This is a genomic window from Clostridium sp. TF11-13AC (genome assembly GCF_003481065.1).
Classification (GTDB): domain Bacteria; phylum Bacillota; class Clostridia; order Lachnospirales; family Lachnospiraceae; genus Otoolea; species Otoolea fessa.
In genome coordinates this window covers 160,535-179,178 of sequence record NZ_QUKJ01000001.1, presented here as the reverse complement: position 1 = coordinate 179,178, position 18,644 = coordinate 160,535, and the positions used below count along the sequence as shown (strand labels likewise).

General features: G+C 51.8%; 15 protein-coding genes. 3 read left to right on the top strand and 12 right to left on the bottom strand.

What is annotated here, in order from left to right; translation table 11 throughout:
• The first annotated feature begins 367 nt into the window (after positions 1 to 367).
• Positions 368 to 1,477 carry a ribonuclease H-like domain-containing protein gene (locus DXD12_RS00770; RefSeq protein WP_118636999.1) on the top strand — a complete coding sequence of 370 codons (1,110 nt, stop codon included), beginning with the start codon at positions 368 to 370 and terminating at the stop codon, positions 1,475 to 1,477.
• Between the two features lies 1 nt (position 1,478).
• On the opposite strand, the gene DXD12_RS00765 is transcribed toward DXD12_RS00770, so the two are convergent.
• Positions 1,479 to 2,099, bottom strand: coding sequence for a DUF5662 family protein (locus DXD12_RS00765; RefSeq protein ID WP_243105319.1), 621 nt, complete (start codon positions 2,097 to 2,099; stop codon positions 1,479 to 1,481).
• Positions 2,100 to 2,389: 290 nt separating this feature from the next.
• On the opposite strand from DXD12_RS00765, the gene DXD12_RS00760 reads away from it, so the two are divergent.
• Positions 2,390 to 2,590, top strand: coding sequence for a cold shock domain-containing protein (locus DXD12_RS00760; RefSeq protein ID WP_022359797.1), 201 nt, complete (start codon positions 2,390 to 2,392; stop codon positions 2,588 to 2,590).
• Between the two features lie 234 nt (positions 2,591 to 2,824).
• Here DXD12_RS00760 and hslO read toward each other — a convergent pair whose 3' ends face one another.
• Positions 2,825 to 3,745, bottom strand: coding sequence for an Hsp33 family molecular chaperone HslO (gene hslO / locus DXD12_RS00755; RefSeq protein ID WP_347561353.1), 921 nt, complete (start codon positions 3,743 to 3,745; stop codon positions 2,825 to 2,827).
• Positions 3,746 to 4,501, bottom strand: coding sequence for a class I SAM-dependent methyltransferase (locus tag DXD12_RS00750; protein WP_118636997.1), 756 nt, complete (start codon positions 4,499 to 4,501; stop codon positions 3,746 to 3,748). It abuts the gene before it with no gap.
• Positions 4,502 to 4,787: 286 nt separating this feature from the next.
• On the opposite strand from DXD12_RS00750, the gene DXD12_RS00745 reads away from it, so the two are divergent.
• Positions 4,788 to 5,492 (top strand): hypothetical protein, encoded by a 705-nt coding sequence (locus DXD12_RS00745; RefSeq protein ID WP_107000168.1) that lies wholly within the window; start codon positions 4,788 to 4,790, stop codon positions 5,490 to 5,492.
• Between the two features lie 96 nt (positions 5,493 to 5,588).
• Here the strand turns inward: DXD12_RS00745 and DXD12_RS00740 are convergent, their stop codons facing one another.
• From DXD12_RS00740 to DXD12_RS00700, 9 genes are all read right to left on the bottom strand, one after another.
• Entirely contained in the window at positions 5,589 to 7,418 is a 1,830-nt protein-coding gene (locus DXD12_RS00740) for an ABC transporter ATP-binding protein (protein WP_118628660.1), read from the bottom strand.
• A gap of 12 nt (positions 7,419 to 7,430) precedes the next feature.
• Positions 7,431 to 8,228: an ABC transporter permease gene (locus tag DXD12_RS00735; RefSeq protein WP_107000170.1), complete on the bottom strand. Its 798-nt coding sequence runs from the start codon at positions 8,226 to 8,228 to the stop codon at positions 7,431 to 7,433.
• An 11-nt stretch (positions 8,229 to 8,239) separates the two neighbouring features.
• Positions 8,240 to 9,190: an ABC transporter permease gene (locus DXD12_RS00730; protein ID WP_117796410.1), complete on the bottom strand. Its 951-nt coding sequence runs from the start codon at positions 9,188 to 9,190 to the stop codon at positions 8,240 to 8,242.
• 137 nt (positions 9,191 to 9,327) lie between these two features.
• A complete protein-coding gene (locus DXD12_RS00725; protein WP_118472064.1) occupies positions 9,328 to 10,902 on the bottom strand; it encodes an ABC transporter substrate-binding protein in 1,575 nt (524 codons plus the stop codon).
• 110 nt (positions 10,903 to 11,012) lie between these two features.
• A complete protein-coding gene (locus tag DXD12_RS00720; protein ID WP_118636995.1) occupies positions 11,013 to 11,870 on the bottom strand; it encodes a glycerophosphodiester phosphodiesterase family protein in 858 nt (285 codons plus the stop codon).
• 50 nt (positions 11,871 to 11,920) lie between these two features.
• Positions 11,921 to 14,722 (bottom strand): SMC family ATPase, encoded by a 2,802-nt coding sequence (locus tag DXD12_RS00715; protein WP_118636993.1) that lies wholly within the window; start codon positions 14,720 to 14,722, stop codon positions 11,921 to 11,923.
• On the bottom strand, positions 14,719 to 15,903 hold the full coding sequence (locus tag DXD12_RS00710; RefSeq protein WP_118636991.1) for an exonuclease SbcCD subunit D: 1,185 nt from the start codon (positions 15,901 to 15,903) through the stop codon (positions 14,719 to 14,721). Before DXD12_RS00710 ends, DXD12_RS00715 begins: the two co-directional genes overlap by 4 nt.
• Before the next feature lie 182 nt (positions 15,904 to 16,085).
• The gene (locus DXD12_RS00705; protein WP_107000176.1) at positions 16,086 to 16,412 is read right to left on the bottom strand and encodes a cupin domain-containing protein; all 327 of its coding nucleotides are present in this window, start codon (positions 16,410 to 16,412) and stop codon (positions 16,086 to 16,088) included.
• Positions 16,413 to 16,551: 139 nt separating this feature from the next.
• A complete protein-coding gene (locus DXD12_RS00700; protein ID WP_118636989.1) occupies positions 16,552 to 18,528 on the bottom strand; it encodes an RsiV family protein in 1,977 nt (658 codons plus the stop codon).
• Positions 18,529 to 18,644: the final 116 nt, after the last annotated feature.

Below are 18,644 nucleotides of genomic sequence, written 5' to 3'. Positions count from 1 at the left end.
TCCTTTAGCAAGGCAAATTTGCGCGGGATCTCATAATCTGCCAGTCTTTCCGCCAAAAATTCCCGAATTGCCATATTGGTACAACCACATTTCCCGCTGTCACTTCCGACATTTTCTAGTATATCGGAATTTAAAAAGATTGCCAAACTTGTACCACTGAAGGTTTACAAATTGTTTTTCTTTTTACTCAACTGCCAGAACGGATATTTCACGATACCGGGTGTGTTATTGTTTTATCATTTTAAACGGTTGCTTTTCACTTCCGATAAATTTATAATAACGCCATAGGCTACAGTCTGAAACCAATCCCCGACGCAATGCGGATCTGGGGCGGACATTATAAACTGACACAGGAGGATACTGCCAAATGATCACCATTCAAAATCCGCTGACCTTTACTTCCTCTTATCCGCCCAAACGGTTAGGAGCTATCTCCGATCTGCTTTTTTTCGATATCGAGACGACCGGCTTTTCCGGCGACTACGCCTCGGTCTATCTGATCGGCTGCGTCTGGCACGACGGAAACACCTGGATTCTGACCCAGTATTTTGCCGAGACGAGGGATGCAGAAGAAGAGGTTCTCGACGCTTTTTTTGCACTTCTCCGGACAAAGCGCATCCTCGTCCATTTCAACGGCGACGGGTTTGACGTTCCATTTCTGACGAAACGCTGTGTTTTTTATAAAAAGGACTGGAATTTTGAAGCAGTTGAAAGTTTTGATATTTATAAGAAAATACGCCCATTAAAGAAATTGCTGGGACTTGAAAATCTGAAACAGAAAAGCATCGAGCAGTTCCTCGGCATTGCCCGCGAAGATAAGTACAACGGCGGTCAGCTCATCGAGGTTTACGGTGAATATTTACAGACGCACTCTGAACTGCTGAAGCACCTTCTGATTCTCCATAACGAGGATGACTTAAAGGGAATGCCGCAGATTCTGCCGATTCTCGCCTACCCGGACTTTCTGACCGGCGATTTTTCTTTCAAAGGTTCAGAAAGCCGTGATATCCCATATGCGGACGGAAACTCAGAAAAGCACCTGCTGCTTCACTATGAAAGTCCCGTCTCTCTGACAAGCGGATTCCAGTTTTCCATCGGTGATCTGGAGCTGTCGGCGGAAGGAAACCGCCTGACGCTCGACCTTCCATTATATTCCGGGGAACTGAAACGATTTTACAGCGATTATGAGAATTATTACTATATGATCTACGAGGACTGCGCCATCCACAAAAGTGTCGGTCAGTATGTGGATCGCTCCGCCCGCAAGAAGGCAACCGCCAAAACGTGCTACACCCGCGCAGCCGGGCTGTTTGTGCCGCAGCCGCTTCTTGCAGATGGCACTCCGATGTGGCATGAATGCCTGAAAGCAGACTATAAGAGTAAGCAGCTGTTTGTGCCGTATACAGAACAGCTTTTCACAGATCCAGAGACGGCAGTGCTGTACTTACATAATTATCTGAGAGAATTGTCCTTATAAACTACAGCACCCGTCCACGCTCTCTTATCTCCCGGATCACGTGTCCCATCCGTTTTCTCCGGACTGCCTGTTCTTTCGCCCTCTCCCGTGCAAGCAGCGCCCGGATGAACGCAAAGGTTCTCTCCTCGCCCTGTTCTTTCAGCATCGTGAGGAGATATTCCAGCTGGTACTTCGTCCTCGGGTGCATCACGACAAAATCTCTGCCTCTTTCAAAGTATTGCCACGCGCACGCATCCGTGTAATCTTTTCCCTTATAAACCTTCGACGCGGCAATCCGGTCCATTACCATCTCGATCAGGTAGCGAAGGGGCATTTTATTGCCGACAAGCCCCCAGGACTTGTCCGGTGCAAAATCGATCCAGTATTCGAAATGATGTTTGTTGCGTCCCTTGTGGTGCAGCCATGCCGCCGAATAGCCCTTTTCTTCTTTTTCCGCCGCATTTGGGCTGCGGTTTCCCTGATAATATTTAACGCCGGTCGCAAATTCCTCCCAGGAATACTTGGACAGGTCGTGCAGAAGTCCCTGGCGGTACAGCCCTACCGCAAAGCAGTTTTTCATGACCTCGCATTTATGTTTCGTGATCGTCAAAAAATGATGATACGCATTGTAAATATAATTCATTTTCCTACCTCTTTCCCCTTTTCTTTCCTCCTATTTTACCCCCCGTATCCTGGTTTGACAACCCCACTTTCTTTCGCGGCTTTCTGGAAAATACCCGTTACTGGGCACACATGTGTGTACAGTAACAAATGCCCTTATTTTCCACAAAAATTTAACCATTTTTAAATGTCTGAATTTCCAGAAATTTTATGCGAAAACGTTTGACATCAATATGAAACTATGCTATTCTTGGAACAGGTCGTAAATCCATGCGGCCATCACTATTTTTTATATTTTTTTGGAGGTATCATATGAACAGAGGTACTGTAAAGTGGTTCAACAACCAGAAAGGTTACGGATTTATCTGCGACGAGCAGGGCAACGATGTATTCGTTCACTACTCCGGACTGAACATGGAAGGCTTCAAGTCTCTTGAGGAAGGCGCTCAGGTAGAGTTCGAAGTTGTTAACGGTGCTAAGGGACCGCAGGCTACTAACGTAACCAAGCTTTAATCATCAACTTTCCAGTGTACCTGTTTTCCAAATATGTTTGATATATATTTTGCGAATACGTTATATTGATCTAAGTAAAGTGATTATAAAAAGGGATACCGCTTCGGCAGTATCCCTTTTTTCGTCACTGCTCACACATGTGTGAACAGTGACCTTTTTTTCTGTCCTGCCATGCGGAACATATCCAAATATCCTTTTTCCGCACAGCAGCCATATCTATTATCTCATTTCTTTTTACTTCTTAGCTTTCTCGTACAGTTTTTTCAGCTCATCCACACTAAATTCATAGTGCTTGTTGCAGAACTGGCAGTTGACTTCGATGCTCTTGCCCTCGTCGATCATCTCCTGCAGCTCCTTGCCGCCGATGCTGATCAGCGCCTTTTCTACACGGCTCTTGGTGCAGTTGCAGGTAAACTGAATCGGCATCTTATCCAGAATCTCCAGACCAAATTGTCCTAAAATCAGCTCCAGAATGTCCTCCGGGGTCATTCCCTTATTTAACATCGTCGTCACCGGCTCCAGCTCACCGATCGTCTTTTCAAGTGCCGCGATCGTCGCCTCCTCTGCTCCCGGAAGAAGCTGGATGATAAATCCGCCTGCCTGGCGCACCGTATTTTCTTTATTCATCAGAACGCCCAGTGCCACGGAGGACGGAGTCTGCTCGGAGGTCGCATAGTAATAAGTCAGATCTTCCGCAATCTCACCCGTTACCAGGATCGTCTGTCCCACATACGGCTCTTTCAAACCGATATCCTGGATTACGCTTAAGACGCCGACTCCCAGCGCACCGCCCACATCCAGCTTGCCCTTCGCATTCGGCGGCAGCATTACCTCCGGGTGGAACGCGTAGCCCTTGACATTGCCGTTCTTATCAGCTGTCACCGTCAGACCGCCGATCGGACCATCGCCCTCGATCCGGATGGTTAAAAGATCACTGTCCGCTTTCATCATCGACCCCATCATGACCCCTGCCGTCATCAGCCGTCCCAGCGCTGCGGTCGCCACCGGGCTGGTATTGTGCGCCTGTCTGGCTTTCTCCACCAGATCGCGGGAAGTCGCCGCAAATGCGCGGATCTGACCATTCGCCGCCGTCGCACGGAGCATATAATCTCCGGTCTGTTCCGTTATTTCACCTGCTTTTATCTTTTCCATCATTTATACCTCTTTTCCATGTTCTCTCGCAACCACATAGATTCGGTCGCTCTCTTTTCGCGGCGCGTTCTTCGTAAATGCGTCATACGCCGCCACAAATTCCATGCCCGCCTCTGTGAGCGCCTTTTTTATCTCGTCCAACGACCACGCGCGCTCAAAATGCGTCTCCTGATAGCGGCGGTATAAGTCATCCCCCTCGCGGATAAAGAGCGTCAGATCGTAGGAGTTAATTTTCTCCTCTTCATCATACTCATTTTCCCAGATGAAGCTCCCCTCGTCGCGCGCCTCCGCGATCGTCTCACTTCCCATTGCCTGAAACTTTGCCTCCGTGTTCAGGTCGAAAATGAACATTCCCTTCGGATCCAGATAATTGTTGACCAGCGAAAATACGTGCGCCAGATCGTCATAATCCAGAATATAATTCAGCGAATCGCAGATACTCACGACCGCCCGGACCGTCCCGTACAATTCAAATTCGCGCATATCCTGCAATAAATACAAAATTGGCAGCCCGGATTCTGCCCGTTTTTCGATTGCTTCCTGCAGCATATCCTCCGAGACATCCACGCCGATCATATCATAGCCTTCCTTTGCCAGAAGCTCCGTCAGCGTGCCGGTTCCGCATCCCAGATCCAGCACCAGACCATCATTGATCCCATATTCCTTTAAAAGAGAAGTCAGGTACCCGCACCAGTCCTCATAGGGAATATTATCCATAAACATATCATATACTTCCGCAAAACTCGTGTAAGCGTCCATTTAGCCTCTCCTTCTATATTGCCAATGCAAAAATGACTGCCATGCATCGAAAGCTTTCCCCTACTGCACAATCTCCTTCCGATGCCAGCACTCCCATCATAGCAATTTTTCGCCCTGTTTGCAAGAATAATTGAAAAAGCACGCGCAGATGACCAGGAATGGAGTAATTGTTTACAGGTAGGCACTTTGGGAACCGAAAGTGCCGTAAGAAAACGTGGTGGCAGCAGGATTTTGTCGTATACACTAACTCTTGACGTTCCACGCAGAACTGACTATACTAGAGCGTATGAAAAATTTGACTGAAAAACAAAAACATTCCCCCATCAAAAGCCGCCGTTTTTACCGTCGGCAGATGTGGCTTCCGGCGCTGGTGCTGATCGCGTCCATCCTGCTCCTGTGGCAGAATGCCGGGGAAAATTCACACTCCCCGCGGCCGATAAACAGCCAGTGCAAGTTTGAAGATTTTTATAACCCGGCTCAGCCCTATGTCTCGGTGAACGCTCCTTCCTTATATTATACAGGGTGCGCTGCCTACGATGGAAAGAAAGAGACCGGATATTATTATTACTCTCTGGAAAATGGAACCTGCCATTTCTATCTGCTCGATCCGTCTTCCGGCTATCCAGAGCCGCCCGAACGCAAAGCACTTTCATTAAACGGGCGTTTGATCCGCCTGAACGAGGATACCTATGAATCGCTTCTCCAGACGATGGCGGACAGTCTCTCCTGGACGGTGAGCTCCCTGCGGAACATGACTTCTCCTTATATCATATCCGCTCTGCCGTATCCCGCTCTGACGCATGAGGTATTTCATCTATTAGCCGGATGTGCGTTTCTGATCGCCCTGGTGGATCTGATCTGGCTTTTTTACCATTCACTCCGGCACCGCCGGGAGCCGCTGCAGCTTTCCGGTGAGGCACAGCAGGGGCAGCAGGATTCTTCCAGTGAGCAGCCGCGCACTTTAATTTCCCACCGCAGGAAAAAACATTGACAGACGATTCAAGCCATGCCGCTTTCCCTGGCATAGGCTGAACCGTCTGTCTTTTTTCGGCTGCTATTTCGTTTTTCTCTATTTCAGCTTATCAGATTATGCTTCTATCTGAATACACCGCGCCCAGTGTGTCCTTGAAAGTTGTACTGCCTCCGGTGACAGCGGCACATGGGCACACGCCTCTCTTCTCTTCGGACAGCGCTCATAAAAGATACACTTCTCCCCACTGCCCGCTATCTTCTTTGGTGCATTCTGGACGGACCGCTCTTTTTCCTGATTTTCCAAAAGGTTCCCTTTCGTCTGTCCCCGCTCCGGTTTTTCCATCCGGCTGTCTCTCTCCGGCTCCGCACTCTGCTTTCCTGCCTCCGCATCCAGTTCCATTGTATCCCCGCCGATCGCCGCTTCCAGCAGAAGTTTCGTGTACGGGTGCGCCGGATGCTCATAGATCTCTTCTGCCAGACCTTCTTCCACAATCACACCCCTGTAAATGACCATGACACGGCTGCAGAGCCCGCGCACGACGTTCAGATCGTGGGAAATAAAGAGGATGGTCATCTGCTTTTCGGCGTGCAGCTTCAAAAGCAGGTTCAAAATCTGGGACTGGACCGTCACATCAAGCGCCGAAACAGGCTCATCCGCGATCACCAGGCGCGGATCCATGAGAAGGGCCACGCCGATGCTGATGCGCTGTTTCTGACCGCCAGAAAGCTCTCTCGGATGGCGCGCCGCAAAGGACTCGTCCAGTCCGACATTTTCAAGCATTTCTTTCACTAGCTGCCTGCGCTCTGCGCGGTCTCTGATGCCGCGCAGGCGCAACGGTTCTTCCAGAATCCATCCGATCGTCCGCGCCGGGTTAAGCGATCCCGCCGGATCTTGAAATACCATCTGCGGACGGACACCGTCACGCACCTTCACCTCACCCGTATAATTGTCGTGAAGTCCCAGGATCGTCTTGCTGAGCGTCGATTTGCCGCAGCCGCTCTCGCCCACGATCCCCACAATCTCTCCCTCTCTTGCCGACAGGTTCAGATCGTGAATTACGTGTTTTTTTCCTTTTTTGCGGAACAGACCGCCACGCACATCGTAAAATACGTTCAAATCCGTCAGGCGCAGGATCTCCCCGCCGGAGCTTTCCCCTTTTTCTCCCTCCGGAATCGACGCCACCAGATGGCGCGTATATTCATGCTTCGGATGCAGAAGGACGTCTTCCGTCTGCCCTTCTTCCACGATCTCGCCCTTATAAACCACGATCACACGGCTGCAGAGCGCACGCACAACATTCAGATCATGGGAAATAAAGAGAATCGACGTTCCCTTGGTCCGGTGGATATTCCGCAGAAGCTCCAGGATCTGTGCCTGAACGACACAGTCTAACGCTGTCGTCGGCTCATCCGCAATCAGAAGACTCGGAGAATTGATCATCGCCTGCGCGATCATCACACGCTGGCGCATGCCGCCAGAAAGTTCATGCGGGTATTTACCGCACAGCCCCTCCGGGTCCGGCAGACCGACTTCTGAGAGTGCCTGCACGACCCGTTCATGGATCTCAGCATTTCCGAGTTTCGTATGGATCCGCAGGCTTTCCCCGACCTGCCGTTCGATTTTCAATACCGGATTTAAGGAGGTCATCGGCTCCTGAAAGACCATCGCCATTTTGCTGCCGCATAGCTGTCTCCGCTTTTCCGGTTTCATGGTCACCAGATCTTCTCCCTGAAAACAGAGCGATCCGGAGGCAATCTCGGCGTCCTTCGGAAGCAGCCCCATCAGTGCCAGCGCACTCATGGATTTTCCTGACCCTGACTCGCCGACTACTCCGACGATCTCTCCTTTTCCGATCGAAAAGCTGATGCCCTTGACTGCCTCAAAGGTCGAATTTCCTTCTGGAAAACGGATCGACAGATTTTTTATCTCAACCAATGGTTCCATCTTTTCGCCTCCTTACTGCTGCATCGAGCGCAGTCCCTCGCTCACCATGCTGAATCCCAGAATAATCAGGATGATCGTCACGCCCGGTCCGATCGCGTACCACGGCGCATTGAACAGGTACGACTGCGCTTCGTAAAGCATTCTCCCGAGACTCGGCTCCGGCGGCTGGATTCCCAGTCCCAGATAACTCATACTCGCCTCAGCCAGCACCGCATTGTTAAATCCGATCGCCGCCGCCGTCAAAAGGCTGACCGCCGCATTCGGCAGAATATGGGCGAAAATAATCCGGATATGCCCTGCGCCAAGGATCCGCGCACTCTTGACAAAATCCAGTTCCCGGCACCGTATCACCTCACTACGGACGATCCGGGCAAAACTCGGGATAAAAAGGATTCCCAGCGCCAGAATGATGTTGTAGCTTCCCGGCTTCGTCAGGCTGATGAAGATAAGCGCCAGAAGAATGCTCGGAAACGATAAAAGGATATCATTGAAACGCATGATCAGGTTATCGAAAAAGCCGCCGAAATAGCCGGTCAGCGCACCGACGATCGTGCCAAACACACACCCGATCAGAACCGTGCAGACTGCCACAAAAAAAGTGCTGCCGCTTCCCGCCATCACACGGCTCAAAATATCGCGCCCGAAGTTATCCGTTCCCAGCGGGTGTGCTGCACACGGCGCCAGATTGACTGCCATGGAGTCCATCGTCGTTGTCCCATACGGCGTCCAGAACTGTCCGATCAGGGCAACTGCCAGAAAGAACAGCGTGATCGCGCCCCCTATCATCAGATTATAATTCTTTCGTTTCATTCGTCTTCCCTCTATTCTTCCGCCGTCCGGACTCTCGGATCCAAAACCTGATAAATCATATCAACCGCAAAATTGATAAGTACGACCACCGATGTGATGTACAGCACGATCGCCTGCACAACCGGATAATCGCGGTTGGAGATCGAGCTGATCAGAAGTCTTCCGATTCCCGGCACGCTGAACACCTGCTCCGCCACGATGCTGCCGGCAAGGATCTCCGCGATTACCATCGCAAAGAACGTCACAACCGGAATCATCGCATTTTTCAGCACATGCCCGTACAATACCGCCGTTTCCGTATTGCCGCGGCTGTAGGCAGTCCGCACGTATTCCCGGTTCATCTCGGTCAGAATCGAGCTTCGCAGGAATTTCACCACCATCGCAATCTTCGGCAGCGCCACCGCGAGCGCCGGAAATAAAAGGTACTGTGCAGACTTTCCAAAATTTTCCGACGGTTCGATAAATTTACCCGGCTGGAACATATGAAGAATCAGTCCAAACACGTAGGTCAGGATCATGCCGAGAAAAAATGACGGCACCGCCATCAGAATCTGCGTCAGGCAGTTCGTCAGCGTATCGACCCATTTTCCGGCAAACCGGGCACTCAGGATTCCGAGTGGAACTGAAATCACCGTGATGATGAGCAGGGAAATGACTGCCAGAAGCACCGTGACCGGAAGCCGCTGTGCCAGAAGGGAGCGGACTGAGGTTCCCTCATACCGGTAGGACTCCCCGAAATCCCCCTGCATCGCATTGGTCACCCATCTTCCATACCGCTCCAGAAGTGGATCATTTAATCCCATCTCATCCCGCGCCCGCTCTAACTGCTCTTCCGTCGCGTCCTTTCCCAGCCTGGAAAGTGCCGCATCGCCCGGAATCACAGAAAAAGCGGTAAACGTCAGGAAGGATATGACCAACAATGTGATAATGAGAGTTATCAGTTTTTTTATAAAGAATTTCATAATTCCCTCCTGCGTTTACCGCTTCTTATTCTGTTGTTATTTCCTGGTTACTGTTCACGGGCAGGCACTTTTGGAACCGAAAGTGCCGTAAGAAAACGTGGTAGCAACAGGAATTTGCTGGATTGTAACTGTATATTTTACTGCTCTACCTGATATAACAGGGACATATCCTCTGCTGCCGTCGGGTAGAAGGTGTAGCCGCCAAACTTCTTGCTGACTGCTACGAGGTTCGCCGGATCTTCGATGTAAACGGCTGCCGCATCCTCTGCCAGGATCATCTGCGCCTTCTTGTAGTTTTCTACTTTTACATCGTCATCAACGGTTGTGTATGCTGTATTAAATACATCGTCGTACTCAGTGTTGGAGTAATGCATGAAGTTCTTCGCATCGTCTGTCACATATTTCTTGAGCCAGTCGCTTGGTGCCAGCGTTCCGTCAAAACCGATGACGGTCGCCTGGAAATTGCCTCCCTTGTATACATCCTGCAGCCAAGTGCTCCACTCAACCTGATTTAAGGTCACGTTGACGCCGACCTGGGACAGCTCGTCTGCGATGATCTGCGCGCTGTCTACGTGCTGGCTGTATGAGCTCGGAACAGTAATTTCCAGATCAAAGCCATCTGCGTATCCGGCATCTGCCAGAAGCTCTTTTGCCTTCTCCGGATCATAGCTGTATACAGTCTCTGCTTCCGGCTCATAGTATTTCGACATTGCCGGGATCATATGGGAGCCGATGATGTGGCTCTTTCCGCCGAAAATAAAGTTGTTGATCGCATCGCGGTCTACCGCATAGCAGAGTGCCTGACGCACCTCTGTCTTGGAAAGCGGCTCGTAAGCGCTGTTTAAGTACATCGCATGGACGAGGTTCATGCTTCCCTGTACGATGTTGTAATCTTCATCGCCCAACGTCTCCGCTTGTGCGGCGGTTAAATATTTCAGAATGTCGATGGTGCCAGCCTGCAGCTCTACAAATGCGGTGTCCACATCGGCAATAAATTTAAATTCCACGCTGTCCAGGCTCGGAACGCCCTCCTGCCAGTAGCCGTCATATTTTTCCAGCTCCAGGTTCTGACCCGGTGTGTAGGAAACATATTTGAATGGACCGGTACCGATCGGATTGCCTGCCGGGTCCTCGTTGGACTTCGGAATGATGGCAATCGTCATCATCGGAAGAAACTCTGAATAACTTTCTTTCAGGTTTACAACCAGTGTCTTGTCATCCTGCACCTCTACACTATCTACAAGCGAAGAAAAAGCGGAGGATTCACCCTGAATCTCCGCATAACGATCGATGGAATATTTGACATCTTCGATGGTAACCGGTGTGCCGTCATGGAATGTGACGCCATCTCTCAATGTGAAAGTATAAGTCTTTGCATCATCGGAAATGGTATAATCGCTGGCAACAGCCGGAATAAATCCGCCATCGGAAGTAGGCTTTACAAGCCCTTCGTACAAATTGAAAACCACGTCTCTAGTTCCTGCGTCCGTATCTACATGGGGGTCAAGACTAGCCAGGTCCTGCGTCATGCCATACACAACGCTGCCGCCTGGTACTGGTGTTCCTTCTGAAAGAGTATTACTGGTCTCTGCTTCGCTGGACTCGCCAGCTGCTTCTGAGGTGCCTTCTGCTGTCTTGCTGCCTCCGCATGCACAGAGTGAAGCAGATAACAAAAGTGCCATTACGCCTGAAAGAAGCTGTTTCTTTTTCATATCTTTGTCCTCTCGAATTCGTAATAATCTCTCATTATTAAATTGTCCTAGCCATTATAGCAGATTTTCATAGAAAATCAACTTTTCCAGCATAATTTAGGACTTTCTCACTATCTTTTAGAATGTTTTTTGTTAAAATTCACGAATTGATCCGGCTCGAAGCTGTCAAAAATAAAAACATCAAACTGTTTCCGGTGCCGGTTTAATTCGCCCTGGTTTTTGATCGTCCACGCCGCCATCTTACATTTGTAGAAATAGCGCAGCATTTCCACCGGAAGCGTGTTGCTGAACTGGCAGTTGTACGCAATGAAATCCGGTCTGCAAAATCCGTTCAGCATACAGTATGTAAGCATCTCCCGCACAATGACCGGCGTTTTCAAGCCCTCGCCGCGGTGATTGGTCGCAAGCTGCCCGCGCAAAACATTCGGACGATGGTGCTTAAACCAGCCGAGTGCCAGCGGACTGAACGATTCGATGCAGTACTCACCCGGATAACGATCTAAAAGCGCCGCGCATTTCTCACACAGCTCCCGGTGGACAATCTCTGCTTTCAGTTCGATGATAAGCGGGGTACGCCCATCCGCCAGCTCAAGCACTTCCTCAAAGGCCGGTATCGTCTGGGATGAACCAAACAAACGATAGCTTTGCAGCTCTTCAAAGGTACAGTCGCGTATCTTCCGGTCAACGCCCGCCGCCCGCTTCAGATCCCAGTCGTGAAATACGACCGGAACCCCGTCTTTCGTCAGCTGTACATCCAGCTCAATCCCATATCCCATCTGGATCGCGTGTTCAAACGCCGGGAGCGAATTTTCCGGACATTCACTCCGGTTGTCATGAAATCCCCGGTGAGCGATGTATTGCCGCTCAAATGCCTGCATTCTCGCCTTCCGCCCCGTCTCCGGCAGCATACTGCAGTAAAACAGAGATAAGAGCGATAACGTCACCATCCCTGGAATTACGATTGTCATATGTAAATAGCCTCTTTTCTTTCGTCACACAACGGCTCTGCGCCGTCATACTAATCTTCTATCTCCCAATGCACCTGACTTCCGCCATTTCCTTTTTTTACCACCAGCTTGTGTCCCATCTCCTCTTTCAGCTCCGTCACATGGGAAATGATGCCGATCAGGCGTTTTCCTCCGGACAGCTCCTGCAGCACCTGAACCGCCCGCGTCCGTGATTCCTCATCCAGAGAACCAAACCCCTCATCAATGAACATAGCATCCACCTTCACGCTGCCTGCCGCATTCTGGATGACATCCGCCATGCCGAGCGCCATCGCAAGCGCCGCCAGAAAGGATTCTCCACCAGACAATGTTTTGACGTCCCGGACCCGGTCGGTCACAAAGCTGTAGACATCCAGGTCAAGTCCCACTTCTCCCTGTTTTCCCAGATCGGCCAGACCGCGGCATTGAAGTTCAAAGGTTCCTTTCGTCATCCGGCGCAGGCGGCGGTTGGCTGCCTGTATCATCTGGCGGAAATACTGGCGCTGTACATACGTCTGGAAATCGATCCGCGCCGCGCCGCTCAGTTTTCCGTCCGCCGTCTGGTAAAGCTCGCTGATCTGCTGTTTTTCCCGGTCAAGCTGCTCCCGTTCCTGCAGATACCCCCGAAGTGCCGCATATGCATCCTCGTTGCGCGTCCGCACCGACATATGTTCCCGGTGAAGCCGCGACCAGCGCGTTTTTTCCTCTTCCCAGTGCCGGATCGCCTGCTGGATTTTTTCTTCCGGTTCTGTTTCTGAATCTGCTTCAAAACGTTCCTGGAGCGAAGATAAGCTTCCCTCCAGCTCCCGGCATTTTTCCCGGCACTCCTGTGCTTTCTTATCAGCCGCTGTCACCGCCTCTGCAAGTGTTTCCAGCTCCCGGCTGCGCTTCTCAAGCTCCACCTGGAGTGTCCGGCTGTCTTTCCACTCCAGCCGCTTCGAGAGTTCCTCCAGCTCATTACGTCTCGTCTGGCTCTCGATCGCCACCTGCTGCACCTCACTTCTTTTAAGCTCCAGCGCAGCTTCCAGCTTCTTCTGTTCGGCTCCGTTCGCCTCCCGTTTCTGCCGGATCGTTTCTTCCATGGCAATCCGGTCTGTATAAGTGGTTTCCGCCTGCCTGCATCGCCGGATTTCCTGTGCCATCTGCCGTAGCTCCTTCTCCAGAGCATCCACATCCGACTGGGCTGCCGGGCTGTCCTGATTTTGGCCGTACAGTTTTCCCTGGATCTCTATCCGCCGTCTGCTCTCATGTTCCAGCGAGATCTGCGCCTCCTGGCACGCCTCAGCGGCTGTCCTCTGCTTCTGATCGGCATCATCCCGCCCGGCACGCAGCGCTTCCACCTGTTCCTCCCGGATCGGCTCTGTCTCCAGACGGCAGGGAGCCGGGTGTTCCAGCGAGCCACAGACCGGGCACGGTTTTCCTTCCTGCAGCTCTGCCGCCAGAAGTCCCGCCTGCATCGCCAGAAAGCGGCAGGACGCGTCCTGATACAACTGATCTGACTGCTGGTACGCCCGCGCGGCTGCCTGAAATTTTTCCTGGCGTTTTTCCAGTGACTTTCTCCATGTCCGCTCCGCTTCACAGCATTTCCCTAACTCCTGCAAAACCGACTGGCGCCGTTCCATCTGCTCCCGCCGTCCCCGGCATTCTGCCAGGGCAGCGCGCGCCTCTACCGCCTCCCGCTCCTGGTTTCGAAGTATTTCTTCCTGTGTACGGCACGTTTCCAGCTGATTCTGCATTTTTTTCAGGTTTTGGGTCAGAGCCGTCCGTTGATGTTCCAAGGTTTCATATGCCTGCCGTTTTTTCTCCTGTTCCGCATAGAGCGGAAGCGCATCCTGCATCCGCCGGATCTGAACCTCCAGCTCCGGTTTCCGGCTCTCATAGGCTGCGGCAGCTTCCCGGCGCTTCTCCGCCATCTCCCGTCCCAGTGCTTCCAAACGGCTCTTTTCTTCCAGAACCCGTTTTTCCTTTTTCACAAGTTCCAGATGGTGCTGTCCGGAGGCAAGCTTCTGGATTGCATTCTCCTCCAGTCTCCCCGCCTCTTCCTCGAGCCTCCGGCTTTCCTCCGACAACTGATGTAGAAATGTAAGCAGTTCCGCTCCATTTGTCCGGTACCGCTCTTTCAAAGACTGCCATCTTTCTTCCCACTCCGAAGCTGCCGCCTCCTCCGTCCGTGGAACCGTCACCTGTCGGATGACCTCCTCGCACCGGGTCTTGTTATCCTCCAGCTTTCCATACAGCGTCCGATCTGCCTCCCGCAGCTTCTGCTGGATTCTACCGTAAATCCCGGTATGGAAAATACGCGAAAATATCTCTTTTCTTTCTTTGGAGGATGCATGGAGCAAACGGATGTATTCGCCCTGTGCGATCATCGCGATCTGCGAAAACTGATCGCGGTCTACGCCCACGATCGTCCGGATCTTCTCATCGATCTCACGGATCCGACCGGACACCTCACTTCCATCCGGCAAAAGCAGAGACGCTTTCGGCGCCACACTCGTCGCCGTGTACGCGCCGTCCTTATTTTTCCGCTTGCTGAGGCGCGTGTATGCCGGGCTGCGGCGGATCGTATAATCCTGCCCCTTGTCCTCAAACGTCAGTTCCACCCAGGTCTCCGCGTTCTCCGGTGCATACTGGCTGCGAAGCATTGCTCCCTCTCTCCCGGCGCCGCTCGCCGCCCCGTAGAGCGCAAACGAGAGTGCGTCAAAGATCGTCGTTTTGCCTGCCCCCGTATCGCCCGTGATCAGGAACAATCCCGTCCCCGCCCGTTCGAAATCAATCTGCGTCACGCCCCCATAAGAGCCAAACGCCGACATTGTAAGCAGCTTCGGTTTCATACGCGTTCCTCCTCCTCTGCCTCTTCCACCATGCGCGCCAGAATCGTCTCCTGTTCCTCCGTCATCGGGCAGTGGCGCACCGCCTCATAAAAAGAGGCAAATGCCTGAAACGGCGTCACCGCCCCTGTTTCCTCCGGTTCTTCCTCCAGTCGTTTCCGCGTCCTCTCATTGTCCACCCGGATCTCCAAAATATGCGCAAATAACTCCTCCAGGCGTTCCCGGAAATCGTACATTTCTTTTTCGTCCGTCAGGACCACGCTCACATACGCGTCCGCGCGTCCGCTTCCATCCGGCATCTTTTCCATCGTATCTGAAAGCAGCTTGAGTTCTTCCAGTGTCCCCCGCACGCGCTTTACATCGGGATGGCAGAGAATCGGCAGACGGCGGATCTGCGGCTCACTTCCTTTTTCTCCCAGTTCCACCACCGTGATTGCCTTCTGATGGTGCTCTTCACTGATCGAATATTTGTACGGCGTCCCACAATAGCGAAACCGCTCCTGCCCTACCTTCTGTGCCCCGTGGATATGCCCTAACGCCGCATATTCAAACGGTTCCAGCACCGACGCATCGATCGCATCCAATCCTCCGGAGGTCAGCACCGCCGTCTCCGAATCGCAGGTTTCCGGATTCTGACCGTTCCAGACAAAAAACTGGTGCGCCAGAACCACATTGCGCTCCTGCTTCCGGATCGTCTCCCGCGCCAGGAGTTTCTGGAATGCATCGGTATAACCATTGGTGTCAAACAAATGGCGCACATGACCCGGACGGATAAACGGTACCAGATAAAAATGAACCGGTCCCCACTCATCTGTAAGTGTGACCTGCTTTAAATACTCCGTCCGATCTGCCGGCGGCAGCGCCGCGATATGGATCCGGTGGCGTGCCAGAAACGATGCGCCATACGCCAGCCGCTCCGGTGAATCGTGATTTCCCGCAATGATCAGGATCTCCGTCCCCGGACAGCGCCCGGATAGCTCGGTCAGAAACCAGTCAAAAAGCGTATACGCTTCCCCCGCCGGGACCGATTTATCATAAATATCCCCGCATATCAGAATCGCATCCGGCTTCTCTTCCTCCGCATATTTAAGTATCTGCAAAAACGCATTCTTCTGGCTCTCGCGCAGGCTATAGCCATTTAACATTTTCCCGATATGCAGATCAGAAAGATGAAATAGTTTCACGCAGGCACACCTCCTTTTTCTTTGATCCACTGTTTTTTTGATTTCCAATTTTTTCCGCTTAAACATATAGGCATTTTCCGGACATATATGGCAAAAAGCGCCGACACATCGAACCACTTCCCGTGCCAGCGCCTTTTTTGGTTACTGTGAACAGTTACCTTTTTCTGTTTTGTTCTTCACTCTTAATCCAGCTGGATCAATGCCATAAAGACCAGATCTTCATCTCCGGTATTGGCAATGCCATGACCACAGCCATCCGGCGTGAAGGTCTTATCACCGACGGTAACCGGACGTTTCGTTCCATTGTCATCGTACTCGCCCTGTCCCTTGATGATATAATACGTCTCACTCTCGCCGTGGTGCTCATGATAGCCCAGGGAACATCCCGGTGCGATCGTTACCTCGGCAAACATCTTACATTTTGCATTTAACTCATTGTCATCCAGAATGTATTTTACAACTACCTGTCCTTTGCCGCCGTTCGCATTTTCCTTAACAACTGTCTTCATGCTGCTTCCTCCTCATCCTGTGCCATTCTTTCAGATTCGTTCGACACTATTTTTCTATGGAGTATTATAAGCGATTTTTTTCTCAACTTCAAGATCTCTACTTAAGCGCAATCCGCATTTGTTGCAGTTCAGAAAATTCCTACTTGCTAAGCGCAATCCGCATTTCTAACTCGCTGTACGGAATTGTTACCTCCGGGAATCCTTCCGCATACGATGCAATCTCATACGGCGCATAATAGAAAACCACGCCCGTCTCGCTCAGATAAAACGGCGATTCGTAGCTGATGCCGTCTGCCACCGTATGTTCCAGATCCTCCGGTGATTCAAAGGCAAAATTTGTCTTTTCCGCCAGCTCCCGGAATGCCGCACCAACCTTCGCCTGCAGCTCCTCCACCGGATTCTCAACCACATCGCTCAAAGACAGGCGTGCCCCCGTTTCCCGGTCAAAGACAAAATACTGGCGGAACGGCGTTCCGTGTGCGCCGCCCGTATATTCGTATCCATCCGCACGGACGCAGACATAATGATCATCCAGATACGTAATCGCGTCATCTCCGTCGATCGTAAGCGCCATCGAATAGATCGGCTGCGCCGCATCCGCCTCCTGCGGAAGTACCTCTTCCTCCGATCCGTCCGTTTCCGCTGTATCTATGCTCATCTCCGTATCAAGATTCATGGAATCCGTCCGCGCCGCCGACAGAACCGACGCCTGCAGCTCCTGCATCGTCTGGTTCATCGCCTCGACCGCATCGCCCTCTCCGTCAAATACCAGCCGTTCTGCGTACACACTTCCCAGCTCCCGGCTTCCATCCGCACTCTTTAACGTCTCCGACTGCGCCTCGACATGCCCCAGCTCCCGGATCGGAGACTGGAACAGAACCGGCTCTAACAACGTCACTTCCCCGCCTGCCGCATCATCCAGCGTTTTTTCGCCCAGATAAACGCCGTAATCCTTAAACTGCTGGCAGTATGCCTGATTTCCCGTCACATAAAAATTACCATACATAGAAAAATCATTCGTCATGCCCGGCTCTTCCTCGACCGTAAAAAGCGCATTCTGCGCCTCGGCGGCATTTGCCGCTGCATCTGCCTTAGCATCCGCCGCAATCCGCTTAAACGAATACTTTCCCGTGCTGATCTGGGACGCCTGATTTTCCATCAGGTACAAATATCCGTCCTGATACTGCACCAGGCTGATATTTTCCGCCGTCTCATATAAAAGCGTCCGTTTCTCCGGGTCAGAGACCTCATAGCGGTAACACTGCGTATTTCCATTGCCATCCCGAAGCAGGGCAAAAAATGCGTCCTTCGCAAACAGCACCGACGATGTATTCGTAATATCCGAAATCTCCCTCGGATGGCTGCCGTCCACATCCGCAATCACCAGGCAGGTTTCATTCTGCACCGGCATATACCCAAACTGTTCCGTATAATATGGAAGAATCCCATTAAACAGCTCGCTGCAGCCTGCCGGAATCTCCCCGTAGATCGTGTCTGACGGTGACAACTCTCCCGCTGTTTTGCCATTCTCATCGAGCGTATAAATGACATTCATGTTATAACCCTTGACATACAGGCGGTTCTTTGACGCATAGAGCACCGACGGCTGATCCGTCAGATCCGCTAAATGCTCTTCCACACCGCTCTCCAAATCCAGCCGGTACAGCCCATAAAGCTCCGTGCCCTGTGTGCTGCCACTCTCCGCCTGTATCCGGTCAAAATACAGCCCGCCTCCGTAGACCCAGAAGGTGCTGTTTTCATCTCCTGTGTCAAACTGGCAGAGCGTCTTCATCTCGCCTGTCTCCTTCGAAAGGGAACGGATCTCCGTGCGGTATTTGAGGTACAGCATGCCATTCTCCTCCAGCACCCGATCCGCCGCTCCGAGCGCCGTGCTGACCGCGCCCTCCGTTTCCTCTGCCGCCTGTGTCTGCGCTGTTGTCTCAGCCGCCGGTGATTTTTGGCACGCTGACAGGGCTGCCGAAGCAGCAATCAAAAACATCGAGGCCGCCAGCACTGCCCTATACCCTGTCTTTTTCTGAACCTTTTTTCTCTGGTTCTGCTCTGTTCTTCCCTGATTCTGTTTCATTTCTTCCCGTTTCCACTCTTTCTGAGCCATCCGTCCAAACTCCCCACACTTTTTCTATTTTTCATCGGACCTGCGTCCGCTTTTTCTTCTGAATACAGGCGGAAATGGTGAATCCATCCCCGCCTGTCATACAGTGTACCCTGTTT